Source organism: Streptomyces umbrinus (assembly GCF_030817415.1).
Classification (GTDB): domain Bacteria; phylum Actinomycetota; class Actinomycetes; order Streptomycetales; family Streptomycetaceae; genus Streptomyces; species Streptomyces umbrinus_A.
Window position 1 is genome coordinate 7,804,595 of record NZ_JAUSZI010000002.1, and the last position, 26,849, is coordinate 7,831,443.

General features: G+C 70.3%; 17 protein-coding genes and 1 pseudogene. 13 read left to right on the forward strand and 5 right to left on the reverse strand.

What is annotated here, in order from left to right:
• The first annotated feature begins 65 nt into the window (after nt 1–65).
• Nucleotides 66–1,052: a DNA polymerase III subunit delta gene (holA, locus tag QF035_RS34485; RefSeq protein WP_307524493.1), complete on the forward strand. Its 987-nt coding sequence runs from the start codon at nt 66–68 to the stop codon at nt 1,050–1,052.
• A gap of 484 nt (nt 1,053–1,536) precedes the next feature.
• Here holA and rpsT read toward each other — a convergent pair whose 3' ends face one another.
• A complete protein-coding gene (gene rpsT, locus QF035_RS34490) occupies nt 1,537–1,803 on the reverse strand; it encodes a 30S ribosomal protein S20 (protein WP_055615123.1) in 267 nt (88 codons plus the stop codon).
• Nucleotides 1,804–2,059: 256 nt separating this feature from the next.
• Between rpsT and lepA the strand changes: the two genes are divergently transcribed.
• On the forward strand, nt 2,060–3,928 hold the full coding sequence (gene lepA, locus QF035_RS34495; protein ID WP_307524494.1) for a translation elongation factor 4: 1,869 nt from the start codon (nt 2,060–2,062) through the stop codon (nt 3,926–3,928).
• A gap of 308 nt (nt 3,929–4,236) precedes the next feature.
• Nucleotides 4,237–6,111, forward strand: coding sequence for an AMP-dependent synthetase/ligase (locus QF035_RS34500; protein ID WP_307524495.1), 1,875 nt, complete (start codon nt 4,237–4,239; stop codon nt 6,109–6,111).
• A 480-nt stretch (nt 6,112–6,591) separates the two neighbouring features.
• On the opposite strand, the gene QF035_RS34505 is transcribed toward QF035_RS34500, so the two are convergent.
• Nucleotides 6,592–7,176, reverse strand: coding sequence for a response regulator (locus QF035_RS34505; RefSeq protein WP_307524496.1), 585 nt, complete (start codon nt 7,174–7,176; stop codon nt 6,592–6,594).
• An 18-nt stretch (nt 7,177–7,194) separates the two neighbouring features.
• On the reverse strand, nt 7,195–11,292 hold the full coding sequence (locus tag QF035_RS34510; RefSeq protein WP_307524498.1) for a HAMP domain-containing protein: 4,098 nt from the start codon (nt 11,290–11,292) through the stop codon (nt 7,195–7,197).
• Nucleotides 11,293–11,473: 181 nt separating this feature from the next.
• Between QF035_RS34510 and QF035_RS34515 the strand changes: the two genes are divergently transcribed.
• The gene (locus QF035_RS34515; protein ID WP_307524500.1) at nt 11,474–13,492 is read left to right on the forward strand and encodes a SpoIIE family protein phosphatase; all 2,019 of its coding nucleotides are present in this window, start codon (nt 11,474–11,476) and stop codon (nt 13,490–13,492) included.
• Nucleotides 13,493–13,547: 55 nt separating this feature from the next.
• Nucleotides 13,548–14,780, forward strand: a complete 1,233-nt coding sequence (gene hemW, locus QF035_RS34520; RefSeq protein ID WP_307524501.1) for a radical SAM family heme chaperone HemW — start codon at nt 13,548–13,550, stop codon at nt 14,778–14,780.
• Nucleotides 14,781–15,023: 243 nt separating this feature from the next.
• Here hemW and QF035_RS34525 read toward each other — a convergent pair whose 3' ends face one another.
• Nucleotides 15,024–15,827 carry a DUF3097 domain-containing protein gene (locus QF035_RS34525; protein ID WP_307524503.1) on the reverse strand — a complete coding sequence of 268 codons (804 nt, stop codon included), beginning with the start codon at nt 15,825–15,827 and terminating at the stop codon, nt 15,024–15,026.
• Between the two features lie 90 nt (nt 15,828–15,917).
• Nucleotides 15,918–16,685 (reverse strand): MBL fold metallo-hydrolase, encoded by a 768-nt coding sequence (locus QF035_RS34530; protein WP_307524505.1) that lies wholly within the window; start codon nt 16,683–16,685, stop codon nt 15,918–15,920.
• A gap of 227 nt (nt 16,686–16,912) precedes the next feature.
• Here QF035_RS34530 and hrcA point away from each other — a divergent pair, with 227 nt between their 5' ends.
• The 8 genes and pseudogenes from hrcA (at nt 16,913) to QF035_RS34570 (ending at nt 26,837) form a co-directional block, all read left to right on the forward strand.
• Nucleotides 16,913–17,929 (forward strand): heat-inducible transcriptional repressor HrcA, encoded by a 1,017-nt coding sequence (hrcA, locus tag QF035_RS34535; protein ID WP_189837900.1) that lies wholly within the window; start codon nt 16,913–16,915, stop codon nt 17,927–17,929.
• A complete protein-coding gene (gene dnaJ / locus QF035_RS34540; protein WP_143632055.1) occupies nt 17,930–19,066 on the forward strand; it encodes a molecular chaperone DnaJ in 1,137 nt (378 codons plus the stop codon).
• 310 nt (nt 19,067–19,376) lie between these two features.
• The gene (locus QF035_RS34545; RefSeq protein ID WP_189837902.1) at nt 19,377–20,462 is read left to right on the forward strand and encodes a nitronate monooxygenase; all 1,086 of its coding nucleotides are present in this window, start codon (nt 19,377–19,379) and stop codon (nt 20,460–20,462) included.
• A complete protein-coding gene (locus QF035_RS34550; protein ID WP_307524508.1) occupies nt 20,459–21,205 on the forward strand; it encodes a 16S rRNA (uracil(1498)-N(3))-methyltransferase in 747 nt (248 codons plus the stop codon). Before QF035_RS34545 ends, QF035_RS34550 begins: the two co-directional genes overlap by 4 nt.
• 280 nt (nt 21,206–21,485) lie before the next feature.
• Complete coding sequence (locus tag QF035_RS34555; RefSeq protein WP_307524510.1) at nt 21,486–22,067, forward strand: hypothetical protein; 582 nt, start codon at nt 21,486–21,488, stop codon at nt 22,065–22,067.
• Between the two features lie 96 nt (nt 22,068–22,163).
• Nucleotides 22,164–25,353 (forward strand): annotated as a pseudogene (locus QF035_RS34560) (S41 family peptidase).
• 192 nt (nt 25,354–25,545) lie between these two features.
• Nucleotides 25,546–25,899, forward strand: a complete 354-nt coding sequence (locus tag QF035_RS34565) for a histidine triad nucleotide-binding protein (RefSeq protein ID WP_307524512.1) — start codon at nt 25,546–25,548, stop codon at nt 25,897–25,899.
• Nucleotides 25,900–25,931: 32 nt separating this feature from the next.
• Nucleotides 25,932–26,837 (forward strand): ribonuclease Z, encoded by a 906-nt coding sequence (locus QF035_RS34570; protein ID WP_307524514.1) that lies wholly within the window; start codon nt 25,932–25,934, stop codon nt 26,835–26,837.
• Nucleotides 26,838–26,849 lie beyond the last annotated feature (12 nt).

Below are 26,849 nucleotides of genomic sequence, written 5' to 3' on the forward strand. Positions count from 1 at the left end.
CACGGGCGTCGGGTCAGCTCGCGGGCGGAGTCCGTTGTCAGTGGTGCGTGGGATGCTTGGGCGCGATGGCAAGGAACTCTGCACAGGACAACCCGCTCACCCCCGTCACGATCGCCGTCGGGCAGGAGGACCTCCTGCTCGACCGCGCCGTGCGGGAGGTGGTGGTCGCCGCGCGGGCCGCCGACGCGGACACGGATGTACGGGACCTCACGTCGGACCAGTTGCAGCCGGGCACGCTCGCCGAGCTGACCAGTCCGTCGCTCTTCGCGGAGCGCAAGGTCGTCGTGGTGCGTAACGCCCAGGATCTGTCGGCCGACACGATCAAGGACGTGAAGGCGTATCTGGGCGCCCCCGCCGAGGAGATCACGCTCGTGCTGTTGCACGCGGGTGCGGCCAAGGGCAAGGGGCTGCTCGATGCCGCGCGCAAGGCGGGTGCGCGTGAGGTCGCCTGCCCCAAGATGACGAAGCCGGCGGATCGGCTGGCCTTCGTGCGGAGCGAGTTCCGGGCGCTGGGGCGGTCCGCCACGCCTGAGGCCTGCCAGGCCCTTGTCGACTCCATCGGGAGTGATCTGCGGGAGCTGGCGTCCGCCGTGACGCAGCTTGTCTCGGACATCGAGGGGACGATCGACGAGGCCGTTGTCGGGCGGTACTACACGGGTCGGGCCGAGGCCTCCAGCTTCACGGTGGCCGATCGGGCGGTCGAGGGGCGGGCGGCTGAGGCGTTGGAGGCTCTGCGGTGGTCTCTGTCGACCGGGGTCGCGCCTGTGATGATCACTAGTGCGTTGGCGCAGGGGGTGCGGGCGATCGGGAAGCTGTCGTCCGCTCGTGGGGGGCGGCCTGCGGATCTTGCTCGGGAGCTGGGGATGCCGCCGTGGAAGATCGATCGGGTTCGGCAGCAGATGCGGGGGTGGACTCCGGATGGGGTTTCCGTTGCGCTTCGGGCTGTCGCGGAGGCCGATGCCGGTGTGAAGGGTGGGGGTGACGATCCCGAGTACGCCCTCGAGAAGGCCGTCGTCGCCATTGCCCGGGCGGCCCGCGCCCGCCGCGGCTAGCTGCCGCCGGGCGTTTTTCGCCCCCGCCGCCCCTACCCATTCCCGTCCCTTTCCAGGAGCTCCGCCCCCAGGCCCCCGCATAGCGCTGACGCGCTCGTCCTCAAACGCCGGACAGGCTGGGTGGGCGGGGGCTGACGAAGGTGAGCGGGTTGGCCGTGGGTGGGTGGGGAATCGGCCTGGCGGCCTCGTCCTCAAACGCCGGACGGGCTGAAGAGTGTCGGCCACGCCCCCAGCGCAACCCACCGCCCCCGCAGCGCACCCCCAGCGCCCCCCGGCAGCACAACCCTCGCCGCTGCAGCACCATCCCCCCACACCAAAGGCCCCGACCCTCCCCCCTGGGGAAGGGAGAGCGGCCGGGGCCTCGGATTGTGCGGGGGACTCGTACCCGCGTGGCGAACGCAGATCGCGTACGAGTCGGGGTGCCGGTCGGGAGCGGATGAGAGAGGGCCCGCTCAGGTCCTTCCGGCGGTTAAATCAAGTGAGTTCAGCCCTTGAGGGTGGAGACCTTGGAAGCAAGCGCCGACTTCTTGTTGGCGGCCTGGTTCTTGTGGATGACGCCCTTCGAGACAGCCTTGTCCAGCTTGCGCGAAGCCTCGCGCGCGGCCTCCGTGGCCTTCTCGACGTCACCCGCGGCAGCAGCCTCACGGGCCTTGCGGATCGCGGTCTTCAGCGAAGACTTGACGGCCTTGTTGCGCAGCCGAGCCTTCTCGTTGGTCTTGATCCGCTTGATCTGGGACTTGATGTTCGCCACGAATGAGCCTTCTCAGGTTCTGGCACGCGAGAAACGAGAATCGGGAAACGGAAATACGCCTCACGCGCTCGCCTCATGCACCGTTTGGTTTCTTGAGGATGTGCCTCCTGCAGAGAGGGCATGAGACACAGCTGTTCAGGCTACCAGTCACCGTACGAGTGGCCCAAACCGGTCGCACGCCCCCGCCCGTGGGACCATGGAGCCTACGTATCGATCCGACCCGAGGCGACAGGCGCCTCAAGAGACAGGACCCTGCGTGCCCGCGATCCCTAACAATGTGCCCGAGCCGAGCCGCACCGCCCCGGCTCTGATCCGCAATTTCTGCATCATCGCGCACATCGACCACGGCAAGTCCACGCTCGCCGACCGGATGCTCCAGCTGACCGGGGTGGTCGAGCAGCGGCAGATGCGCGCTCAGTACCTCGACCGGATGGACATCGAGCGCGAGCGCGGCATCACGATCAAGTCCCAGGCGGTGCGACTGCCCTGGGCCCCGACCGACGACCCGGGCAACACCCACATCCTCAACATGATCGACACCCCCGGGCACGTGGACTTCACGTATGAGGTGTCCCGGTCGCTCGCCGCCTGCGAGGGGACCGTCCTCCTCGTGGACGCCGCTCAGGGCATCGAGGCGCAGACTCTCGCCAACCTCTACCTGGCGATGGAGAACGACCTCAAGATCATCCCTGTACTGAACAAGATCGACCTGCCGGCCGCCCAGCCGGAGAAGTTCTCCGAGGAGCTCGCCAACCTCATCGGCTGCCAGCCCGAGGACGTGCTCAGGGTCTCGGCGAAGACCGGCATCGGTGTGGACGCGCTCCTCGACCGGGTCGTCCGTGACGTCCCGGCCCCGGTCGGGGTCGCCGACGCCCCCGCCCGCGCGATGATCTTCGACTCGGTCTATGACTCGTACCGGGGCGTGGTCACGTACGTACGTGTCATCGACGGGCAGCTCAACAAGCGCGAGCGCATCAAGATGATGTCGACCGGCGCCACCCACGAGCTTCTGGAGATCGGCGTCTCGTCCCCCGAGATGACGCCGGCCGACGGCATCGGCGTCGGCGAGGTGGGCTACATCATCACCGGCGTGAAGGACGTCCGTCAGTCCAAGGTCGGTGACACGATCACCAGCAAGGACAAGGGCGCCACCGAGGCCCTCGGCGGGTACAAGGACCCGAAGCCGATGGTCTTCTCCGGTCTGTATCCGCTGGACGGTTCCGACTACCCCGACCTGCGCGAGGCGCTGGACAAGCTCCAGCTCAACGACGCCGCCCTGGTCTACGAGCCGGAGACCTCCGCGGCCCTCGGCTTCGGCTTCCGCGTCGGCTTCCTCGGCCTGCTGCACCTCGACGTCATCCGTGAGCGCCTGGAGCGCGAGTTCAACCTCGAACTCATCGCCACCGCTCCCAACGTGGTCTACCGCGTGATCATGGAGGACGGGAAGGAGCACACGGTCACCAACCCGAGCGAGTTCCCCGAGGGCAAGATCGACAAGGTCTTCGAGCCGGTCGTCCGGGCCACGATCCTCGCTCCCAGCGAGTTCATCGGCTCGATCATGGAGCTCTGCCAGACCCGCCGCGGCACCCTCCTCGGTATGGACTATCTGTCGGAGGACCGCGTCGAGATCCGCTACACGCTCCCCCTCGCCGAGATCGTCTTCGACTTCTTCGACAATCTGAAGTCCAAGACCCGCGGGTACGCCTCCCTGGACTACGAGCCCACCGGCGAGCAGGACGCCTCGCTGGTGAAGGTCGACATCCTCCTCCACGGCGACCGCGTCGACGCCTTCTCCGCCGTCACGCACAAGGACGCGGCCTACGCGTACGGAGTACGGCTCGTCGCAAAGCTGCGCGAGCTCATCCCGCGCCAGGCCTTCGAGATTCCCATCCAGGCGGCCATCGGGTCCCGGGTCATCGCCCGCGAGACCATCCGCGCCATCCGGAAGGACGTCCTCGCCAAGTGCTACGGCGGTGACATCTCCCGTAAGCGGAAGCTGCTGGAGAAGCAGAAGGAAGGCAAGAAGCGGATGAAGATGGTGGGCTCTGTGGAGGTTCCGCAAGAGGCCTTCATCGCCGTTCTGTCCAGCGACGACGCCGCCGGCTCGGGCAAGGGCAAGAAGTAGCCGTCGGCCCGGTCGTCGGACGGCCGCGGAATCACGGGCCCGTCGCGCTTTCGCGCGACGGGCCCGCCGCGTCCACGGACTGCCGCGTTCCGCCCACGCTCTGTAGGAAGTGACAGCACGCCGCCCCTTACGCACCGGGCGGACGGGCTTTACTCTGATCACCACTCGCTGGTTACTCGTGAGTTAAACAACGAGTGCGTCGAGCCAGTCGCCAGTGAGTCACCAGCATCAATCTGCCCCTGAGCCAACTGTCAGAGCCAACCGCAATCAGCCAGCCACACGCACTGTCGCGGGCCCCGGAGGATGTCGTGAGCGACACACAGACCCTGATCGAGAACCGTCCGCCGTCCGTGGCGGCCCTCTTCCTGGAGCGCGTGGCGGCGACGCCGGACGCGGAGGCGTACCGCTACCCGGTGCCGTCGGCCTCAAGCGAGGGCCCGGACGACTGGAAGTCCCTGAGCTGGACGCAGGCGGCCGACCGGGTCTACGCGATCGCGGCCGGTCTGATCGAGCTGGGTGTGCAGCCGGAGCAGCGCGTCGCGCTCGCCTCCTCGACCCGCGTCGAGTGGATCCTCGCCGACCTCGGCATCATGTGCGCGGGCGCGGCGACGACCACCGTCTACCCGCAGACGAACGCCGAGGAGTCGGCCTTCATCCTGGCCGACTCCGAGAGCAAGGTGCTGATCGCGGAGGACGCGGCGCAGCTCGCCAAGGCCCGGGACAAGCGCGGTGACCTGCCCGAGCTGACCCATGTCGTCGTGATCGACCCGGTCGGCGTGGAGTCCAGCGAGTGGGTCCTCACCCTCGCCGAGCTGGAGACCCGCGGCGCCGCGTACCTGGAGAAGAACCCCGACCTGGTCAAGGAGAAGGTCGGGGCAATCACCAAGGAGCAGCTGGCCACCCTCATCTACACCTCCGGCACCACGGGCCGCCCCAAGGGTGTCCGGCTGCCGCACGACAACTGGTCGTACATGGCGAAGGCCATCGCCGCGACCGGTCTGGTCGGCCAGGAGGACGTCCAGTACCTGTGGCTGCCGCTCGCGCACGTCTTCGGCAAGGTGCTCACGTCCGGCCAGATCGAGGTCGGGCACGTCACCGCCGTCGACGGCCGTGTCGACAAGATCATCGAGAATCTGCCGGTCGTGCAGCCGACGTACATGGCGGCCGTCCCGCGGATCTTCGAGAAGGTCTACAACGGGGTCGCCGCGAAGGCCCGTGCCGGCGGCGGTGCCAAGTACAAGATCTTCCAGTGGGCGGCCGGTGTCTCCCGCGAGTACGCGAAGGCCACGCAGGACAACTTCCGCCGTACCGGCACCGCCTCCGCGCCCTTCGGCCTCTCGGCCAAGCACAAGGTCGCCGACGCGCTCGTCTACGCCAAGATCCGTGAGGCCTTCGGCGGCAACCTGCGCGCCTGTGTCTCCGGGTCGGCGGCCCTCGCGCCCGAGATCGGCTTCTTCTTCGCGGGCGCCGGCATCCACATCCTGGAGGGGTACGGGCTCACGGAGTCGTCCGCGGCCTCCTTCGTGAACCCTGGCGAGGCGTACCGCACCGGCACGGTCGGCAAGCCGCTGCCCGGCACCGAGGTGCGCATCGCGGACGACGGCGAGATCCTGCTGCGCGGCCCCGGCATCATGGAGGGCTACCACGGGCTGCCCGAGAAGACGGCCGAGGTGCTGGAGTCCGACGGCTGGTTCCACACCGGCGACATCGGCGAGCTGTCCCCCGACGGCTATCTGCGCATCACGGACCGCAAGAAGGACCTCATCAAGACCTCGGGCGGCAAGTACATCGCGCCCGCCGAGGTCGAGGGCCAGTTCAAGGCCGTCTGCCCCTACGTCTCCAACATCCTCGTGCACGGCGCCGACCGGAACTTCTGCACCGCGCTCATCTCCCTCGACGAGCCGTCGATCCTCGGCTGGGCCGCGGACAACGGCCTGTCGGGCAAGTCGTACGCCGAGGTCGTCGCCGCCCCCGCGACGGTCGAGCTCATCGACGGCTACGTCAAGACGCTCAACGAGGGCCTCCAGCGCTGGCAGACCATCAAGAAGTTCAAGCTCCTCCCGCGCGACCTCGACATCGAACACGGCGAACTGACGCCCAGCCTGAAGCTGAAGCGCCCGGTCGTCGAGCGGGAGTACAAGCACCTGATCGACGAGATGTACGCCGGGTCGCGCGAGGTCTAGCCGTCGGGTTGGAGGGCGGTCGTGGCCCGGCTGGGGGTGCGGGGGTCGTCCCCCGCGGTGATGCAGCCGAGCACTTGATCGATGAGATGTATGCCGGGTCGCGCGAGGTCTAGCCGTCGGGTTGGAGGGCGGTCGTGGCCCGGCTGGGGGTGCGGGGGTCGTCCCCCGCGGTGATGCAGCCGAGCACTTGATCGATGAGATGTATGCCGGGTCGCGCGAGGCCTGGCCGTCGGGCTTGAGGGCGGTCGTGGCCCGGCTGGGGGTGCGGGGGTCGTCCCCCGCGGTGATGCAGTCAAGCACTTGATCGACGAGATGTACGCCGGGTCGCGCGAGGCCTAGCCGTCGGGCTCGAGGGCGCCCCTGGCCCGGCTGGGGGTGCGCGTGTTGGTTCGTCTGCGGGTTCGTTGTGGCTGGTCGCGCCCCGCGGCGGAGCCGCACGACGACACAGCCCCGCGCCCCTTACAGGGGCGCGGGGAAGGGTCACAGAGCCCGCCCCTTTCGCATTTCGCGCAGCAGGTCCTCCATGTGGCGTATGTGGTGGCGGAGTTCGAGGACGTCCTTGAGGCCGCTGGTCGCCATGTGGGTCTCGATCGCGCGCAGGCGGTCGGCGAGTTCGTCGAACTGTGCCTGCTCGCGGGCGAGCATCCGCTCCAACTGCCGGTTCTTGCGGTGCAGATCGAGGAAAACGGTCACCTTGGCACGCAGCACCCAGGGGTCGAACGGCTTGGTGAGATAGTCGGCGGCTCCGGTCGCGTACCCGCGGAACGCGTAGCCCGCGTCGGAGTCCGTGCCGGTCAGGAAGATGATCGGTACGTCCTTGGTCTGGTCGAGCCGCTTGATGTTCGCGGCCGTCTCGAAGCCGTCCATGCCCGGCATCCGGATGTCGAGCAGGACGACGGCGAACCGCTGCCGCAGCAGCGCCTTCATCGCCTCCTCGCCCGAACGGGCGCGTACGAGCGGTTCGTTGAGGGACCCCAGGACGGCCTCCAGCGCGATCAGGTTGTCCTCCATGTCGTCCACGAGGAGGATGCTGGCGCGCTCGTCGGTCGATGCCTCAGTGCTCATGGTGATTGACTGCCTGCCTCACTGGTTCGCCGGCGGGACGGTGGGCTCCTCCGATGCGACGGATTCGGGCGCACCGGAACCGAGGGGTTCCGCCGCGCCGGTCGCGACGGAGAGGCCCTGCTCCTCGGCATCCGTGCTCTCGGGGTCCAGGAGCGCACAGACGACGGTCAGCAGCTGATCGACGTCCACCGGCTTGGGTACGTAGTCGTTCGCACCGCGCGCGATGGACTTCTCGCGGTCGCCCGGCATCGCCTTGGCGGTGAGGGCGACGATGGGGAGTCCGGCCCAGCGCGGGGTGCGGCGGATGGCGGAGATGGTCTCGTAGCCGTCCATCTCCGGCATCATGATGTCCATCAGTACGAGCTGGACGTCGGGGTTGCGCTCCAGTGTCTCGATGCCCTCGCGCCCGTTCTCCGCGTACAGGACGGGCATCCCGACCCGGCCCAGTACATGGGTGAGCGCGAAGACGTTGCGGATGTCGTCGTCCACGATCAACACCCGTCGTCCTGGCAGGACTTGGCCTGCCCGCCCCGCCTTCCACGCCTCCAGTTTGGTGGGTGCCGGCCAGCCGTCGTCCTGGTCGTGGACGGTGTAGGGCTCGGAGGACAGCTGCTCGGGCATGGTCAGGGCCCGCTCCTCGGCGCCCGGCTCGGTCGCCGAGTGCCCGGGGCTGACGACCGGCACGTACAGCGTGAAGGTGGAACCCCTGCCGGGCATGCTCTCGGCGATGATGCGGCCGCCCAGCAGGCCCGCGATCTCCCGGCTGATGGACAGGCCGAGGCCCGTGCCGCCGTACTTGCGGTTCGTCGTGCCGTCGGCCTGCTGGAACGCCTCGAAGATCACCGGGAGCTTCTCCGGGGCGATACCGATGCCGGTGTCGGAGACCGCGAAGGCGATCACATGGTCGCTCTTCTCGCGGGTGTAGCGGTGCTCGGTGTCCTTGACGCGGTTGACGCGCAGCTCGACCCGGCCCGTCGCGGTGAACTTGATCGCGTTGGAGAGCAGGTTGCGCAGGATCTGCTGGAGCCGCTGCTCGTCCGAGTACATCTCGCGCGGTACGTCCTCGCCGACCGACACCTCGAAGGCGAGCCCCCGGTCCAGCGTGAGCGGCCGGAACGTGGCGTGCACATAGTCGAGCAGCTTGATCAGCGGAAGCTTCTTCGGGCGTACGTCCATCCGGCCGGCCTCGATCTTCGACAGGTCGAGGATGTCGTTGATCAGCTGGAGGAGGTCGGAGCCCGAGCGGTGGATCGTCGTCGCGAACTGCACCTCCTGGTCCGAGAGATGACCGTCCGGGTTGTCGGAGAGCAGCCTGGCCAGGATCAGCAGCGAGTTGAGGGGCGTCCTCAGCTCGTGCGACATGTTCGCCAGGAACTCCGACTTGTACTGGGAGCTGGTGGCCAACAGCGCCGCCTTCTCCTCCAGTTCGGCGTTGGAGCGCTGCAACTCGGCCTGCTGCGACTGCAGTTCGTCGGAGCGGTCCTGGAGCTGGACGGCCAGGCGCTGCGACTCGCCGAGCAGTGACTCCGTACGGGAGTTGGCGATGATGGTGTTGATCGCGACGCCGATGGTGTTCACGAACTGGTCGAAGAACGCCAGGTGCACATCGGAGAAGCGGGAGAACGAGGCGAGCTCGATCACCCCCAGCAGCTTGTCCTCGAAGAGGATCGGGATGATGACGACGCTCGCGGGAGCCGCCTCCCCCAGACCGCTGTTGATCTTGATGTAGTCCGGCGGGGCCTCCTCCACCAGGATCCGCTTCTTCTCCCGCGCGGCCTGCCGTACGAGCCCGTGCACCGGCATGGTGCCCGTGTCGACGGTCGCGCCCTGCGCCGAGCCGTATCCCGCGATGAAGGCGAGCCCCTTGGCGGGCACGGCCGTGTGCAGCGAGGCGCCGTCCTCCTCCGGGTCGGCCAGGAAGAAGGCGCCGTACTGCGCGTTCACCAGCGGGGTCAGCTCGCGCAGGATCAGGTCGGCGACCTCCATCAGGTCCCGGTGGCCCTGCATGAGCGCGGCGAGACGGGCGAGGTTCGACTCCAGCCAGTCCTTCGCGCGGGTCGTCTCGCGGAGGTTGGCCACCATCAGGTTGATGTTGTCCTTCAGCTCGGCGACCTCGCCCTGCGTCTCCACCGTGATCGAGCGGGACATGTCGCCCTGGGCCACCGCGGACGCCACCTCGGCGATCGCGCGGACCTGGGTGGTGAGGTTGGACGCCAGCTCGTTCACGTTCGTCGTCAGGCGTTTCCAGGTGCCGTACACACCCTCCACCCGTGCCTGGCCGCCGAGTTGGCCCTCCGAACCCACCTCGCGGGCCACGCGCGTGACCTCGGACGAGAACGACGACAGCGTGTCCACCATCGTGTTGATCGTGGTCTTCAGCTCCAGGATCTCGCCGCGCGCGTCCACGTCGATCTTCTTGGAGAGGTCGCCCTGGGCCACGGCGGTCGCGACCTGCGCGATGTTGCGGACCTGTGAAGTCAGGTTGTCCGCCATGTAGTTGACGTTGTCGGTGAGGTCCCGCCAGACGCCGGACACGCCGAGGACCTGGGCGCGGCCGCCGAGCCGTCCGTCGGTGCCGACCTCGCGGGCCACCCTCGTGACCTCGTCGGCGAAGGCGCGAAGCTGTTCCACCATCGTGTTGACGGTGTCCTTGAGCTCCAGGATCTCGCCGCGCGCGTCGACCGTGATCTTCTTGCCGAGGTTGCCGTTCGCCACGGCCGTCGTCACCTGGGCGATGTTCCGCACCTGTGAAGTCAGGTTCAGGGCCATGAAGTTGACGTTGTCGGTGAGGTCCTTCCAGACGCCGGAGACGCCGCGCACTTGAGCCTGTCCGCCGAGGTTTCCTTCGGTGCCGACCTCGCGGGCGACGCGGGTGACCTCGTCGGCGAAGGCGGAGAGCTGGTCGACCATCGTGTTGATGGTGGACTTCAGCTCCAGGATCTCGCCCTTCGCCTCCACCGTGATCTTCTTGCCGAGGTCGCCCTGGGCCACGGCGGTGGAGACGAGCGCGATGTTGCGGACCTGTGAAGTCAGGTTGTCCGCCATGAAGTTGACGTTGTCGGTGAGGTCCTTCCAGACCCCCGACACACCACGGACCTGCGCGCGCCCGCCCAGGTTGCCTTCCGTACCCACCTCGCGGGCGACGCGGGTGACCTCGTCGGCGAAGGCGGAGAGCTGGTCGACCATGGTGTTGATGGTGGACTTCAGCTCCAGGATCTCGCCCTTCGCGTCGACCGTGATCTTCTGGCTCAGGTCGCCGTTGGCCACGGCCGTCGTCACCTGGGCGATGTTGCGGACCTGCGAGGTCAGGTTCGAGGCCATGAAGTTGACGTTGTCGGTGAGGTCCTTCCAGACCCCGGACACACCGCGCACCTGGGCCCGGCCGCCCAACTGGCCCTCCGTACCCACCTCGCGGGCCACACGCGTGACCTCGTCGGCGAAGGCGGAGAGCTGGTCGACCATCGTGTTCACGGTCAGCTTCAGTTCGAGCAGCTCACCGGTCGCCTCGACCGTCACCGTGCGGGTCAGGTCGCCGCGCGCCACCGCCGTGGTGACCAGGGCGATGTCACGGACCTGGGCGGTCAACCGCGACGCCATCGTGTTCACGGCCTCGGTCACGTCCCGCCAACTGCCCGACAGGCCCGTCACCTTGGCGCGGCCGCCCAGCCGCCCCTCCGTGCCGACCTCGCGGGCCACCCGGGTCACCTCGCCGGTGAACAGGGACAGCTGGTCGACCATCTTGTTGACCGTCCGGCCCAACCGGCGCAGATCGCCCCGCAGCTGACGGTTGCCGTCGTGCAGGTCGACGCGCTGGGTCAGGTCGCCGCCCGCCACCGCGTCGAGCACACGTGTCGCGTTGGCGGCCGGTGCCACCAGCGCGTCCAGCAACTGGTTCACGTCGTTGACCCGGGTCGTCCAGTGGCCCTGTCCCGGGCTCGCGGAGAGCCGCTCGTCGAGCCGGCCGTGACGGACGAGCTCCCGGCGGACGCGCTGCACCTCGGAGTTGAAATGCAGGCTGCGGTCCAGGATCTGGTTGAACACCGTGACCAGCTCGGCCACCAGCCCGTGGCCCGATTCGGGCACCTTGCTGAAATCGCCGTCTCGGGCGGCGGTCATGGCGGCGAGCAGAGGACGCAGATCTGATGCCCGAATCTGTCCGTCTTCGAGCACATGCGTAGCACTGTTCTCACTCATGGTGGCCCAACTTCGGTAACTCGGCGCTTATGGGCGTGGTCAGTCTGTCACTCTGTCCGCATCGTCTGAGGCGTATCGTCCGAACTGCTCAGGGAGCCGCACAGTGGGGCCCATACCGACGCAACGGGAGTCCGTGTCCCGTGCTCCTGAGGCGCCAGAGCGCCCGCGGGCGGTGGCACGTACGTCCTTACCGGGCAACCCTCTCGCGCCGGGCGCCGCCCGTCGGTTCGTCCGCACCGCGCTCGCCGAATGGACCGAACTCGCCTTGCCCGGCGCCGAGTTCATCACCGACCTGCTCGTCGCCGACGCCATGGTGGTCGTCAGCGAACTCGTCACGAACGCGGTGGTGCACGCCGGCACGGACGTGGAGCTGCTGTGCCGGCTCGGCCGTTGCTCGGAGGACTGCCCGGCGGCCGCCGCGTCGGACTCCAGGACCGTACGAACGGCCGCTTCGTACGAAGGTTCGGGCAATGGCGAGGGTGCGGGCAACGACTCCGAGCCAGGGCCCGTCCCCGATTCCGGCGTCCTCGTCATAGAGGTGTCCGACCATCACCCCGCGCGCGCGGTGCACGACGACGGGGCCGAGCGGCCGTACGACACCGGCGAGTACGGCCGGGGCCTGCACCTGGTCTCCGCGCTCTCCGAGGCGTGGGGCATCACCTACCGCACCGGCGTCAAGACAGTGTGGGCACGCCTGCCCGTCGACGGGACCGTGACCGCCGAGGAGGAGGCGGAGGCGTACGACGGCGAACACGCGCTGCGGCGCGGGCAGCGGGCCGCCGAGATCCTCGCCCCCGCACCCCGCCGCGGCATGCAGGACCAGGACTGGCGCAGCCGCGGCGTCCTCTCCTTCCTCGCCGAGGCCTCCGACCTGCTCGCCGGGCAGCTCGACGAGGACCTGGTCGCCGCGCTCACCGGGCAGCTGCTCGTACCGCGGCTCGCCGACTGGTGCGCGGTATGGCTGGAGGACGAGGCCCCGGGCCGCTCCGACGGGGGTGTCTTCGGCGGGCCACGGCTCGCCCGCGTCTGGCACGGCAGCGAGAACCGCATCGAGGAACTGCGCCGGCTCCTGGAGAAGGACCCGCCCGAACTGCCCGAATCGGACCGCGCGGGCCCCGTGCCCGTGCCGTGGCCCGCCGAGGCACTGGGAGCGCGGGCGACCGGCGGATCGGCACTCGCGTTCCGGCTGATCGCGGGCGGCAGACCGCTCGGCACGCTGGTCATCGGCCGGTCCGGGCAGACCCGCTTCCCCGACGAGATCACGGGGCTCGTCGAGGACCTCAGCCGCCGGGTCGCGCTCGCCATCGGCGCGGCCCGGCAGTACGCGCGCCAGGCCACCATCAGCCGCGTACTGCAGCGCGGGCTGCTGCCCGGGGCGGTCGCCGAGATCCCCGGCGTACGCAGCGCGCTCGTCTACGAGCCGTGCGACAAGGGCGGACCCAGTGGCGACTTCTACGATCTCTTTCCCGCCGGGGACGGCCGCTGGTGCTTCGCCCTCGGCGACGTACAGGGCAAGGGGCCCGAGGCGGCCGTGGTGATCGGTCTGGCCCGGCCGTGGCTGCGGCTCCTCGCGCGGGAGGGTTACGAGGTGCCCGACGTCCTCGACCGCCTCAACCAGCTGCTCCTCGACGACGCGACCGAGGCCTCCGACGCGGCCGCCCGGGCCCTGGTGTCCGCGGGCGGCACCGGGCTCGCGGACGAGGGGCCGCAGACCCGTTTCCTCTCCCTCCTCTACGGCGAGCTGGTGCCCTTCGAGGGCGGGGTGCACTGCACGGTCGCCTCCGCCGGGCACCCGCTGCCGTTGCTCCTGCAACCGTCCGGGCAGGTCGCCGAGGTGGCCCAGCCGCAGACCCTCCTCGGCGTCTTCGAGGACGCCAGCTACCTCTGCGGGACCTTCGAGCTGCGCCCCGGCGACAGCCTCCTGTGCGTCACGGACGGCGTGACCGAGCGCCGCAGCGGGCACCGGCAGTTCGACGACGACGACGGCCTCGCCGCCGCGTTCGCCGGGTGCGCGGGCCTGAGCGCCGAGCTGATCGCCGAACGGATCCGACGGCTGGTCCACGAGTTCGGCGGCAAACCGCCGGAGGACGACCTGGCACTGCTGGTGCTGCAGGCGGAGTAGGCGGCCCCGAAGGGGGCTGGGCGGGGAGTGCCGAAGGTGCTGGACAATGGAGTACATGCCTTCCGCACTTCCCGACGGCGAGCCCGTCCCCGACGACGGGGCGCTGCCCGCGCACGCCCTGGCCGGCGCGGCCGACCGTCCGCTCGGGTTCTACCTCCACGTCCCGTACTGCGCGACCCGCTGCGGCTACTGCGACTTCAACACGTACACGGCGACGGAGCTGCGCGGCTCGGGGGGCGTGCTCGCCTCCCGCGACAACTACGCCTCGACCCTGATCGACGAGATCCGTCTGGCCCGCAAGGTCCTCGGCGACGACCCGCGGCCCGTCCGTACGGTCTTCGTCGGCGGCGGTACGCCCACCCTGCTGGCCGCCGACGATCTCGTACGGATGCTGGGGGCGGTCCGGGACGAGTTCGGGCTCGCGGCGGACGCGGAGATCACGACGGAGGCGAACCCGGAATCGGTGGACCCGGCCTATCTGGCCGCGCTCCGGGAGGGCGGGTTCAACCGCGTCTCGTTCGGCATGCAGAGCGCTCGGCAGCATGTGCTCAAGGTCCTGGACCGCACCCACACCCCCGGCCGGCCCGAGGCATGTGTCGCCGAGGCCCGCGCGGCCGGGTTCGACCACGTCAACCTCGACCTCATCTACGGCACGCCCGGTGAGAGCGACGACGACTGGCGGGCCTCGCTCGACGCGGCGATCGGTGCCGGGCCCGACCATGTGTCGGCGTACGCCCTGATCGTCGAGGAGGGGACACAGCTCGCGCGCCGCATCCGGCGCGGGGAGGTGCCCATGACGGACGACGACGTGCACGCGGACCGGTACCTCATCGCGGAGGACCGTCTCTCCGCGGCGGGCTTCTCCTGGTACGAGGTCTCCAACTGGGCCACGTCCGATGCCGGGCGCTGCCTTCACAACGAGCTGTACTGGCGGGGGGCCGACTGGTGGGGAGCCGGGCCCGGGGCGCACTCCCATGTGGGGGGTGTTCGCTGGTGGAACGTAAAGCATCCGGGGGCGTATGCGGGGGCTCTGGCGGCGGGGAGGTCGCCCGGAGCGGGACGGGAGCTTCTGTCTGAGGAGGACCGGCGGGTGGAACGGATCCTGCTGGAGCTGCGGCTCCTTGAGGGGGTTCCGCTGGCGCTGCTCCATGCGGACGGGCTTGCGGCGTCTCGTCGGGCCCTCGCGGACGGTCTCCTTCAGCCTGGGCCGTACGAGGCCGGGAGCGCGGTGCTCACCCTGCGGGGGCGGTTGCTGGCGGACGCGGTGGTACGGGACCTGGTGGACTGAGGGCCTGTTTTCGCCCCCGCCGCCCCTACCCATTCCCGTCCCCTGGGGCTCCGCCCCAGACCCCGTGGGGGTGTGATTTCGGGTGCGGGCCCGGATGTGGCTGATCGCGCAGTTCCCCGCGCCCCTTGGGTATTTCAGCCTCTCCGGCGTTTGAGGAGCGGGGGTTCGGGGGCTGGCCCCCGAGTAGGTGACGGGAATGGGTAGGGGCGGCGGGGGCGAGAAAAAGCCCTGCGACCGCCCCGCTCACCCCGGTGCCGTGACGAAGTCGATCAGTTCCTCCACGCGGCCCAGGAGCTCCGGCTCCAGGTCCCGGTAGGAGTGGACCGAGCCGAGGATCCGCTGCCACGCGGCACCCGTGTTGTCGGGCCAGCCCAGGGCCCGGCAGACCCCCGTCTTCCAGTCCTGCCCCCGCGGCACGCGGGGCCACGCAGGGATGCCGACGGACGCCGGCTTCACGGCCTCCCAGACGTCGATGTACGGATGCCCCACGACAAGCGCGTACTCACTCGTCACGGCCTCCGCGATCCGCGACTCCTTCGTGCCGGGCACGAGATGGTCGACCAGCACCCCGAGCCGCGCATCCGCCCCAGGATCGAACTCCTCGACGATGGCGGGCAGATCGTCGATGCCCTCCAGGTACTCGACGACGACACCCTCGATCCGGAGGTCGTCACCCCAGACCCGTTCGACCAGTTCCGCGTCGTGCCGCCCCTCGACGTAGATGCGCCCCGCCCGGGCGACCCGTGCCCGGGCCCCGGGGACGGCAACCGAACCCGAAGCCGTACGACTGGGGCGTACGGGTGCGGACGACGGGCGCACCAGCGTCACCACGCGCCCCTCCAGCAGGAACCCCCGAGGCTCCAGCGGAAACACCCGGTGCTTGCCGAAGCGGTCCTCCAGGGTGACCGTCCCGGCCTCGCAACGGATCACGGCACCGCAGAACCCGGTCCCGGGCTCCTCGACCACGAGCCCCGGCTCCGCCGCCACCTCGGGCACGGGCTTGGGCTTCTTCCACGGAGGGGTCAGGTCCGCTGAGTACTGGCGCATTCGGATGACGATAGGAGAACGTCCCCGCCCGGCGCACCGAGCCCCCTGCGACACGCCGACAAGCCTCCTGCGACCCGGCCCCGCGAGCCCCTACGACGCGCCGAAACGCCGTGCCAGCGCGTCCCGTTGGGCCCGTACGAACCCGGCGTCGACCGCCGCCCCGTGGCCGGGCACGTACACGGCGTCCTCGCCCCCGAGGGCCAGCAGCCGGTCCAGGGCCGCGGGCCAGCGGGTGGGGACGGCGTCGGGGCCCGCCTGGGGTTCGCCGGACTCCTCGACGAGGTCGCCGCAGAAGACGATCTCCGGAGAGCGCGTCCCGGTGCCGTCGGTGCCGTCGGGGGCTCCAGGGCTTCCGGGGACCAGAACCGCCAGGTCGTGGCCGGTGTGGCCGGGGCCCACGTTCGCCAGCAGGACCTGCACTCCGCCGCCCAGGTCGAGCGTCCACTCGCCGGAGACGAGATGCCGGGGGCGGACGAGGAGATCCGCCGCCTCGGCGGCCTCGCCCGGATCGGCGCCGTTGCGTTCGGCGTCCGCCCGCAACTCGTCCCCTCCGTCGACGAGCACCCGCTCAAGGCCCACCGCTCCGAAGACCTCGACCCCCGCGAACGCCGCCGCGCCGAAGACATGATCGAAGTGCGGGTGGGTGAGCGCGAGATGGGTGACCCGCCCGCCCCCGAGCAACCGTCGCGCCTCCGTACGCAGCCGCGCGCCCTCCCGCAGCCCCGACCCCGCGTCGATCATGAGCGCCGCACCCTCGCCCACCACGAGCCCCACCGTGCAGTCCCACACCGGAAGCCGGCAGCGCCCGACCCGCGGACCCAGTTCCTCCCACCCGGCCTCTTCCCAAGTCACCCTCATACACCGACGCTAGCCCTACGCCCCGTGAAGTGCGCGGACAGTAGTCGGGACAGAGCAGGACAGCCCCGTACACGTCGTCGTGACATCGCAGGGCCGCCCTTGCCCGGGTCGCACCTACCGGCCGTACACTTGGCCCGGGGATGCTGGCACTCGCGCACGCTGAGTGCCAGGCAAGGCGATCGAGGATGATCGAAGACCGCGGGGAAGACCAGCTGGAGGTGTGCGCGATGCTCAGTGAACGCAGGCTCGAAGTGCTGCGCGCCATCGTCCAGGACTACGTGGGCACCGAGGAGCCGGTCGGTTCCAAGGCGCTCACGGAGCGCCACCGGCTGGGCGTCTCCCCGGCGACCGTCCGTAACGACATGGCGGTCCTTGAGGACGAGGGCTACATCGCCCAGCCGCACACCAGCGCCGGCCGTATCCCCACGGACAAGGGCTACCGCCTCTTCGTCGACAGACTCGCGGGCGTCAAGCCGATGACCGCGCCGGAGCGGCGGGCGATCCACAGCTTCCTCGACAACGCCGTCGACCTCGACGACGTCGTGGGGCGGACCGTCCGGCTCCTCGCGCAGCTCACGCGGCAGGTGGCCGTCGTGCAGTACCCGTCCCTGACGCGGTCGACCGTGCGTCATGTGGAGCTGCTGTCGCTGGCCCCGGCTCGCGTCATGCTCGTACTGATCACGGACACCGGCCGGGTCGAGCAGCGCATGGTGGACTGCCCGGCGCCCTTCGGGGAGGCCTCTGTGGCGGATCTACGCGCGCGGCTCAACAGCCGGATCGCGGGCCGCCGTTTCGCGGACGTCCCGCAGCTGGTGCAGGATCTCCCCGACGCTTTCGAGTCGGACGACCGGGGGACGGTCGCGACGGTGCTCTCCACCCTCATGGAGACCCTCGTCGAGGAGACCGAGGAGCGGCTGATGATCGGCGGCACCGCCAATCTGACCCGCTTCGGACATGACTTTCCCCTCACCATCCGTCCGGTCCTGGAGGCACTTGAGGAGCAGGTCGTTCTCCTCAAACTCCTTGGTGAGGTCAATGATTCGGGCATGGCCGTACGGATCGGTCACGAGAACGCCCATGAGGGACTCAACTCCACGTCCGTCGTCTCGGTCGGCTACGGTTCGGGCGGCGAGGCAGTAGCAAAACTTGGCGTGGTCGGCCCGACGCGCATGGATTACCCCGGAACGATGGGAGCGGTACGAGCGGTGGCACGGTACGTAGGACAGATCCTGGCGGAGTCGTAAGTGGCCACGGACTACTACGCCGTACTCGGCGTGCGCCGCGACGCGTCCCAGGACGAGATCAAGAAGGCATTCCGGCGGCTCGCACGCGAGCTGCATCCGGACGTCAATCCCGATCCGAAGACGCAAGAGCGCTTCAAGGAGATCAACGCCGCGTACGAGGTGTTGTCGGACCCGCAGAAGAAGCAGGTCTACGACCTCGGCGGTGACCCGCTGTCCCAGGCGGGCGGCCAGGGCGCGGGCGGCTTCGGCGCCGGCGGGTTCGGGAACTTCTCGGACATCATGGACGCCTTCTTCGGTACGGCGTCGCAGCGGGGCCCGCGGTCGCGCACGCGGCGCGGCCAGGACGCGATGATCCGGCTGGAGATCGACCTCGACGAGGCGGCTTTCGGTACGACGAAGGACATCCAGGTCGACACGGCCGTCGTGTGTACGACGTGCAGTGGCGAGGGCGCAGCGCCCGGCACCTCCGCGCAGACCTGCGACATGTGCCGCGGTCGCGGTGAGGTGTCCCAGGTGACACGGTCCTTCCTGGGCCAGGTCATGACGTCCCGGCCGTGTCCGCAGTGCCAGGGGTTCGGGACGGTTGTTCCGACGCCGTGCCCCGAGTGCGCCGGTGACGGGCGGGTCCGCTCGCGTCGGACCCTGACCGTGAAGATTCCCGCCGGTGTCGACAATGGCACGCGGATCCAGCTCGCGGGCGAGGGCGAGGTCGGGCCCGGTGGTGGTCCCGCCGGTGACCTCTACGTAGAGATCCACGAGGTCGCGCACTCCACCTTCCAGCGGCGCGGTGACGACCTGCACTGCACGGTCACCATCCCGATGACCGCGGCGTCTCTCGGCACGAAGGTTCCGTTGGAGACGCTCGACGGGATGGAGGAGATCGACATCCGTCCGGGTACGCAGTCCGGGCAGTCGGTTCCGCTGCACGGCCGTGGGATCACGCATCTGCGGGGTGGGGGGCGTGGTGATCTCATCGTGCATGTCGAGGTCATGACGCCGACCAAGCTTGATCCCGAGCAGGAACGGCTGCTGCGCGAGCTGGCGCAGCTTCGGGGGGAGGAGCGGCCCACGGGTCAGTTTCAGCCCGGGCAGCAGGGGCTGTTCTCCAGGCTGAAGGACGCGTTCAACGGTCGCTGAGGGTTTGTTTCGCCCCCGCCGCCCTTACCCATTCCCGTCCTCCTGGGGCTCTGCCCCAGACCCCGTGGGGTGCGTTGTCGGGTGCGGGTCCGGATGTGGCTGGTCGCGCAGTTCCCCGCGCCCCTGAAGACCTGGGGCGCGGGGAACTGCGCAGTCTTTTGGGGGTTCGGGGGCGGAGCCCCTGAGTCAGGGATGGGAATGGGTAGGGGCGGCGGGGGCGAAGAACTCTCCCCGCGGCCCAATTCCCGTGGCTTATGCCCGGGGGAAGGCCGGATTCGGACTTGTACGGAGGACGTGACAACATGCCGTCATGTCCTCCGCGCTGACCGATCTCTTCCCACTCCCGATCGTGCAGGCCCCCATGGCGGGCGGCGTCTCCGTGCCGCAGCTCGCAGCGGCCGTGTCCGAAGCCGGCGGGCTCGGTTTTCTCGCCGCCGGGTACAAAACGGCCGACGGCATGTACCAGGAGATCAAGCAGTTGCGGGGCGCCACCAGCCGCCCGTTCGGCGTGAACCTGTTCATGCCGCAGCCCGAGTACGCCGACCCGGCCGCAGTCGAGGTCTACGCCCACCAACTGGCCGGCGAGGCCTCTTGGTACGAGACCGAACTGGGCGACCCCGACAGCGGACGCGACGACGGATACGACGCCAAGCTCGCCGTACTCCTCGACAACCCGGTACCGGTCGTCTCCTTCCACTTCGGCTGCCCGACGCGCGACGTCCTGGACTCCCTGAGCCGGGCCGGCACGCTGACCCTCGTCACGGCGACCACCGCCGAGGAGGCGCAGGCCGTGCAGTGGGCGGGCGCCGACGCGGTGATCGTGCAGGGCGTGGAGGCCGGCGGCCACCAGGGCACCCACCGGGACAACCCGGAGACCGACGGCTCCGGCATCGGACTGCTCTCGCTGATCGCGCAGGTCCGCGAGACCGTGCAGATCCCGATCGTCGCGGCCGGCGGCATCATGCGCGGCAGCCAGATCGCCGCCGCGCTCGCCGCGGGCGCGAGCGCCGCCCAGCTCGGCACGGCGTTCCTCGCCACCCCCGAGTCCGGCGCCAACGCCGTGCACAAGCAGGCACTGACCAACCCCCTCTTCGTACGTACGGAGTTGACGCGCGCCTTCTCCGGCCGGCCCGCGCGGGGTCTGATGAACCGCTTCATGCGCGAGCACGGGCCGTACGCGCCCGCCGCCTACCCGGACGTCCACCACCTCACCTCCGCGCTCCGCAAGGCCGCGGCCAAGGCGGGGGACGCCCAGGGCATGGCGCTGTGGGCGGGACAGGGCCACCGGCTCGCGCGCGAGCTGCCCGCCGGGCAACTGGTCGAGGTGCTCGCGGCCGAACTCGCCGCCGCCAAGACAGCGTTGTCGTCCAACTCGGGCGGGGGCCCGGTCCGTTGACCGCCCCGGTGTTCGTGGTGGACGTGGTGCCGGGCGGGCCCGAGTTCGTGCTCGACGGGCCCGAGGGGCGGCACGCCGTGTCCGTGAAGCGGCTGCGGGCGGGAGAGGACGTCGTCCTCACCGACGGGCTCGGGCGCTGGGCCGAGGGCGTCGTCAAGGCCGCCGAGGGCAAGGACCGGCTCGTGGTGACGGACATCGCCGAGGTACGTGAGGAGCCCGAGCCGGCTCCCCGTATCACCGTCGTCCAGGCCCTCCCCAAGGGCGACCGCGGTGAACTCGCCGTCGAGACCATGACGGAGACCGGTGTCGACGAGATCGTCCCGTGGGCCGCGTCCCGCTGTATCACGCAGTGGAAGGGCGAGCGGGGGCTCAAGGCGCTCGGGAAGTGGCGGGCCACCGCGCGTGAGGCGGGGAAGCAGTCTCGGCGGGTGCGGTTTCCGCTGGTCGCGGACGCGATGACGACCAAGCAGGTTGCCGCGTTTCTCGCCAAAGCGGACCTTGGGGTGGTGTTGCACGAGGACCGGGCGTACGGGGGCGAGCCGCTGGCGACGGCCGAACTCCCTTCCGCCGGGCGGATCGTGCTCGTCGTGGGCCCCGAGGGCGGCGTGTCCCCTGCGGAGTTGGAGGCCTTCACCGAGGCCGGAGCGAAGGCCTGCCGGCTGGGCCGCAGCGTGCTGCGCACCTCCACCGCAGGCACGGCCGCGACGGCCCTGCTACTGACCCGCACGGGCCGCTGGTCCTGACGCCCAGTTTTCTCGCCCCCGCCGCCCCTACCCATTCCCGTCCCTTTTCGGGGGCCAGCCCCCGAACCCCCGCTCCTCAAACGCCGGAGGGGCTGAATACATTGCGGCCCGGGCCGACACTTTCAGCCCGTCCGGCGTTTGAGGACGAGGCCGTTCAGGCCGATAAGGGGGGTCTGGGGGCGCAGCCCCCAGGGGACGGGAATGGGTAAGGGCGGCGGGGGTGGAATCCTGGCTGCATGCGGTCTATCGAGCTTCGCTCGGGGGTGGCACGCTGCCGTCTATGGGGGCATTGAGGCGTTTACGGGGTCGGCTGGGCGGGCGGCGGGGACCGGTCGCGGCCGGCGCCGTCGTCGTGGCCGTGTTCGGCGCGGTCGCGTGTGAACCCGGCAACGGAATCAGCGCCGCCGCGGTGGCGATCACGACCGACCAGACGGGAACCCGCGAGCTGGAGAAGCAGGGCGTCGACGTCCAGTGGCTCAGCTGCACCGCCTCGTACGGGAACAACGGGGACAACGGGCAGACCGGCGGGAGTTCTCCCAGCGTGCGGAGTTTCGCGACCGTCGACTGTGTCGGGGAGGAGAAGGACGGGCGCGAGATCACCATCAAGGGCAAGGTGACGCAGGAGATCAACGGGACCTGCGTACGGGGTGACCTGACCGCCAGAGTGGGCGGCAAGGAGTGGTTCCGGGTGGACGTGCTCGGGAACTGCAGGGCGGGTACGCCGAGCACCGTCAACCCGTGGACACCGCCTGTTGATCACAAGACGACCCCGCCGCCCGGCCGGCCGGAGGCGACCGTCACTGTCACCAGGACCGTCACCGAGTACCCGCACCCCACCTGCTCCTGCTTCCAGGGCAAGTGATCGAAAGCTCTGGTCGCGGACAGGGCCGCTGCATAGGGTGATCGGGTGACACAGACTGCATCCGCCGCATCTGCCCCGTATCTCCGGTACCCGCATCTGCACGGCGAGTTGATCGCCTTCACCGCCGAGGACGACGTCTGGGTCGCGCCACTCGACGGTGGCCGTGCCTGGCGGGTCAGCGCCGACAACGTCCCGGTGAACCATCCCCGCATCTCCCCGGACGGAACGACCGTCGCCTGGACCTCCACCCGAGACGGGGCACCCGAGGTGCATATCGCCCCCGTCGACGGCGGGTCCACCAAACGTCTTACGTACTGGGGGAGTTGGAAGACCCAGGTGCGCGGCTGGACCCCGGAGGGCGAGGTGCTCGCCCTCAGCACGCAGGGCCAGGCGAGCCTGCGCCGCAGCTGGGCCCGGGCCGTCCCGCTCGACGGCGGTCCGGCAACCACCCTCCCGTACGGGCCTGTCGGCGATGTGGCCCGGGGCGGCCCCGGCACGCTCCTGCTGTCCGCGCCCATGGGCCGTGAGGCCGCCTGGTGGAAGCGGTACCGGGGCGGCACGGCCGGGAAGCTGTGGATCGACCGGGAGGGCGACGGGGAGGCCGGGGAGTTCGTACGGCTGCATGCCGACCTGGACGGGAATCTGGAGTACCCCTCGTGGGTGGGCGAGCGGGTCGTCTTCCTCTCCGATCATGAAGGTGTGGGGGCCGTGTACTCCTCCCTCGCCGACGGGTCGGATCTGCGGCGGCATACGGCAGTTGACGGGTTCTACGCCCGGCACGCCTCCACCGACGTCACGCGCGTCGTCTACGCGTCCCGCCGGTGAGCTGTGGATCCTCGACGACCTCGACGGGGCCGAGCCGCGGCGGCTCGACATCCGGCTCGGCGGACAGCGCGTCGATCTGCAGCCGCATCCCGTGAGCGCGGGCCGCTGGTTCGGTGCCGCCGCGCCCGACCACACCGGACGCGGCAGCGCGGTCGCCGTGCGCGGAGCCGTCCACTGGGTCACCCACCGCTCGGGTCCGGCCCGCGCGCTCGCCGCCGAACAGGGCGTACGGGCCCGGCTGCCCCGCACCTTCCGCGCGGACGGCGAGGAGCATGTGGTGTGGGTGACGGACGCCGAGGGCGATGACGCGCTCGAGTTCGCGCCCGCCACCGGTGTCGCGCCGGGGGCCACCCCGCGTCGCCTCGCCGCCGGACAGCTCGGGCGGGTGCTCGGGCTCGCGGTGGCGCCCGACGGCAGCCGCGCCGCGGTCGCCTCGCACGACGGACGCGTGCTGCTCGTCGAGCGGGAGACCGGCGAGGTACGGGAGGTCGACCGCAGCGAGGACGGCGAGGTCTCCGGGCTCGCCTTCTCGCCCGACTCGGCCTGGCTCGCCTGGTCGCACCCCGGCCCGCGCCCGCTGCGCCAGCTCAAGCTCGCCAACACCGCGGACCTGTCCGTGACCGAGGCGACGCCGCTGAGATTCCGGGACTACGCGCCCGCGTTCACGCTCGACGGGAAGCATCTGGCGTTCCTGTCCGCGCGGTCCTTCGACCCCGTCTACGACGAGCACGTCTTCGACCTGGCCTTCGTCGGGGGCTCGCGGCCGCATCTCATCACCCTCGCCGCGACCACCCCCTCGCCCTTCGGGCCGCAGCGGCACGGACGGCCCTTCGAGGCGCCCGACAAGGACGAGACGCCCGACAGCGAGGGCTCCCCGGCGACACGCATCGACCTCGACGGACTCGGCGACCGCATCGTGCCGTTCCCCGTCGAGGCCGCCCGCTACTCCGGGCTGAAGGCCGCCAAGGACGGGCTGCTGTGGCTGCGGCACCCCGTGCGGGGCGTGCTCGGCGCCTCCCGCGCCACCCCGGACGACCCGGACCCGAAGACCGACCTGGAGCGCTACGACCTCGTCCAGCAGCGCATGGAGCATCTCGCCTCGGACGCCGACGGCTTCATGGTCACCGGCGACGGCAAGCGGATCCTGCTGTGGACCGACAGCAAGCTCAAGGTCGTACCGAGCGACCGGCGCGCCTCGAACGACGACGAGAGCGACACGAACATCACCGTCGACCTCTCGCGCATCCGCCAGACCGTCGACCCGGCCGCCGAGTGGCGTCAGATGTACGACGAGACCGGCCGCCTCATGCGCGACAACTTCTGGCGCCCCGACCTGGGCGGCACCGACTGGGACGGCGTACTGGACCGGTACCGGCCCGTGCTCGAACGGGTCGCCACCCACGACGACCTCGTCGACCTGCTGTGGGAGGTGCAGGGCGAACTCGGCACCTCGCACGCGTACGTCATGCCGCGCGGCGGATACGGCGGCGGCGAGCGGCAGGGGCTGCTCGGGGCCGACATCTCCCGCCACGAGGACGGCCCACAGGGTTCGCCGCGGTGGCGCATCGACCGCATCCTGCCGTCGGAGACCTCCGACCCCGACGCGCAGTCGCCGCTCGCCGCGCCCGGGGTCGCCGTGCGCGCCGGGGACGCGATCGTGGCCGTCTCCGGGCGGCCCGTCGACCCGGTGACCGGGCCGGGACCGCTGTTCGTCGGCACGGCGGGCAAGGCCGTCGAGCTCACCGTGTCCCCGGCGGGCGGCGGTGATCCGCGGCACGCCGTCGTCGTACCGATCTCCGACGAGGAGCCGCTGCGCTACCACGCGTGGGTCGCCGACCGGCGCGCCTACGTCCACGAGAAGTCCGGCGGCCGGCTCGGCTATCTGCACGTGCCCGACATGCAGGCGCCCGGCTGGGCCCAGATCCACCGCGACCTGCGGATCGAGGTCGCCCGCGAGGGCCTCGTCGTGGACGTCCGCGAGAACCGCGGCGGCCACACCTCCCAGCTGGTCGTCGAGAAGCTCGCCCGGCGCATCGTCGGCTGGGACCTCGCGCGCGGCATGCGGCCCACCAGTTATCCGGAGGACGCGCCGCGCGGGCCCGTCGTCGCCGTCGCCAACGAGTTCTCAGGCTCGGACGGCGACATCGTCAACGCCGCGATCAAGGCCCTCGGTATCGGGCCCGTCGTCGGTACGCGTACGTGGGGTGGCGTCGTCGGGATCGACAGCCGCTACCGGCTCGTCGACGGCACGCTCGTCACTCAGCCCAAGTACGCGTTCTGGCTCGAGGGGTACGAGTGGGGCGTGGAGAACCACGGCGTCGATCCGGACGTCGAGGTGGTCCAGGCTCCGCAGGATTACGCGGCCGGGCGTGACGTACAGCTCGACGAGGCGATCCGTATCGCGCTGGCGGCGCTGGAGGAGAACCCGGCGAGGACGGCTCCGGTGTTGCCGTCGGAGTAGGGCGGCCGGGGCTGAGGGTGCCGTCCCTGGGGGCTCCGCCCCCAGACCCCCGGGGTGCGGTTCTTCGGGTGCGGGTGCGTGGGGGCTGGTCGCGCAGTTCCCCGCGCCCCTGACGGGGCACGGGACCGGGTCGGGAGTGACTGCCGCTCGGTACCATGCCCGGGCAACGATCATCCAGCGTGAGGAGGCCGCATGGCAGGGGAAGCGCAGGACGACTGTCTGTTCTGCAAGATCGTCGATGGGAAGATCCCGGCGACCGTCGTCCGTGAGACCGAAACGACCGTCGCCTTCCGGGACATCAACCCGCAGGCACCCATCCACGTCCTGGTGATCCCGAAGGTCCACCACCCGGACGCCTCCTCCCTCGCGGTCGCCGAGCCGGCGATCCTCGCGGATGTCGTGCGGGAGGCCGGTGAGGTCGCCGCCGAGGAGAAGCTCGACAGCTACCGCATCGTCTTCAACACCGGCAGCGGGGCGGGGCAGACCGTCTTCCACGCGCACGCCCATGTGCTGGGCGGCCGCGGCATGCAGTGGCCGCCGGGCTAGCCGCGGCGCACGGGAAACCCGGGTAACTCGACGTGTCCGTACGCGAATTGGTGGTCCTCGGTACCGCCAGCCAGGTGCCCACCCGGCACCGCAACCACAACGGCTATCTGCTGCGCTGGGACGGCGAGGGCATCCTCTTCGACCCGGGCGAGGGCACGCAGCGGCAGATGCTGCGGGCCGGGGCCGCCGCGCACGACCTCCACCGGATCTGCGTCACGCACTTCCACGGCGACCACTCCCTCGGCCTCGCCGGGGTGATCCAGCGGATCAACCTCGACCGGGTGCCGCACGAGATCACCGCCCACTTCCCGCGCTCAGGGCAGCGGTTCTACGACCGGCTGCGGTACTCGACCGCCTACCGCGAGACGGTCCCGCTCACCGAGGCACCGGTCGACTCCGACGGCGTCCTCGCGACCACGGCGTCGTACGTGCTGGAGGCCCGCAAGCTCTCCCACCCCGTCGAGTCGTACGGCTACCGGCTCGTCGAGCCCGACGGGCGGCGGATGCTGCCCGAGCGGCTCGCCTCGTACGGGATCAGGGGCGCGGATGTGGGGCGGATCCAGCGGGAGGGCGCGTTGGGGGAGGTGTCGCTCGACGAGGTCAGCGAGGTGCGGCGCGGGCAGCGGTTCGCGTTCGTCATGGACACCCGGCTGTGCGACGGGGTGTACGCGCTCGCGGAGGGCTGCGACATGCTCGTAATCGAGTCGACGTTCCTGGACGGGGACGTCAAACTCGCCGTCGATCACGGGCACTTGACGGCAGGTCAGGCGGGCGCGGTGGCCCGGGACGCGGGCGTACGGCATCTCGTGCTCACGCACTTCAGTCAGCGGTACGACGATCCCGAGGAGTTCGAGCGGCAGGCGCGGGCCGCCGGCTTCGAGGGGGAGCTGACGGTGGCACACGATCTGCTGCGGGTGCCGGTACCGAAGCGCAGATGAGACGGCCGTACG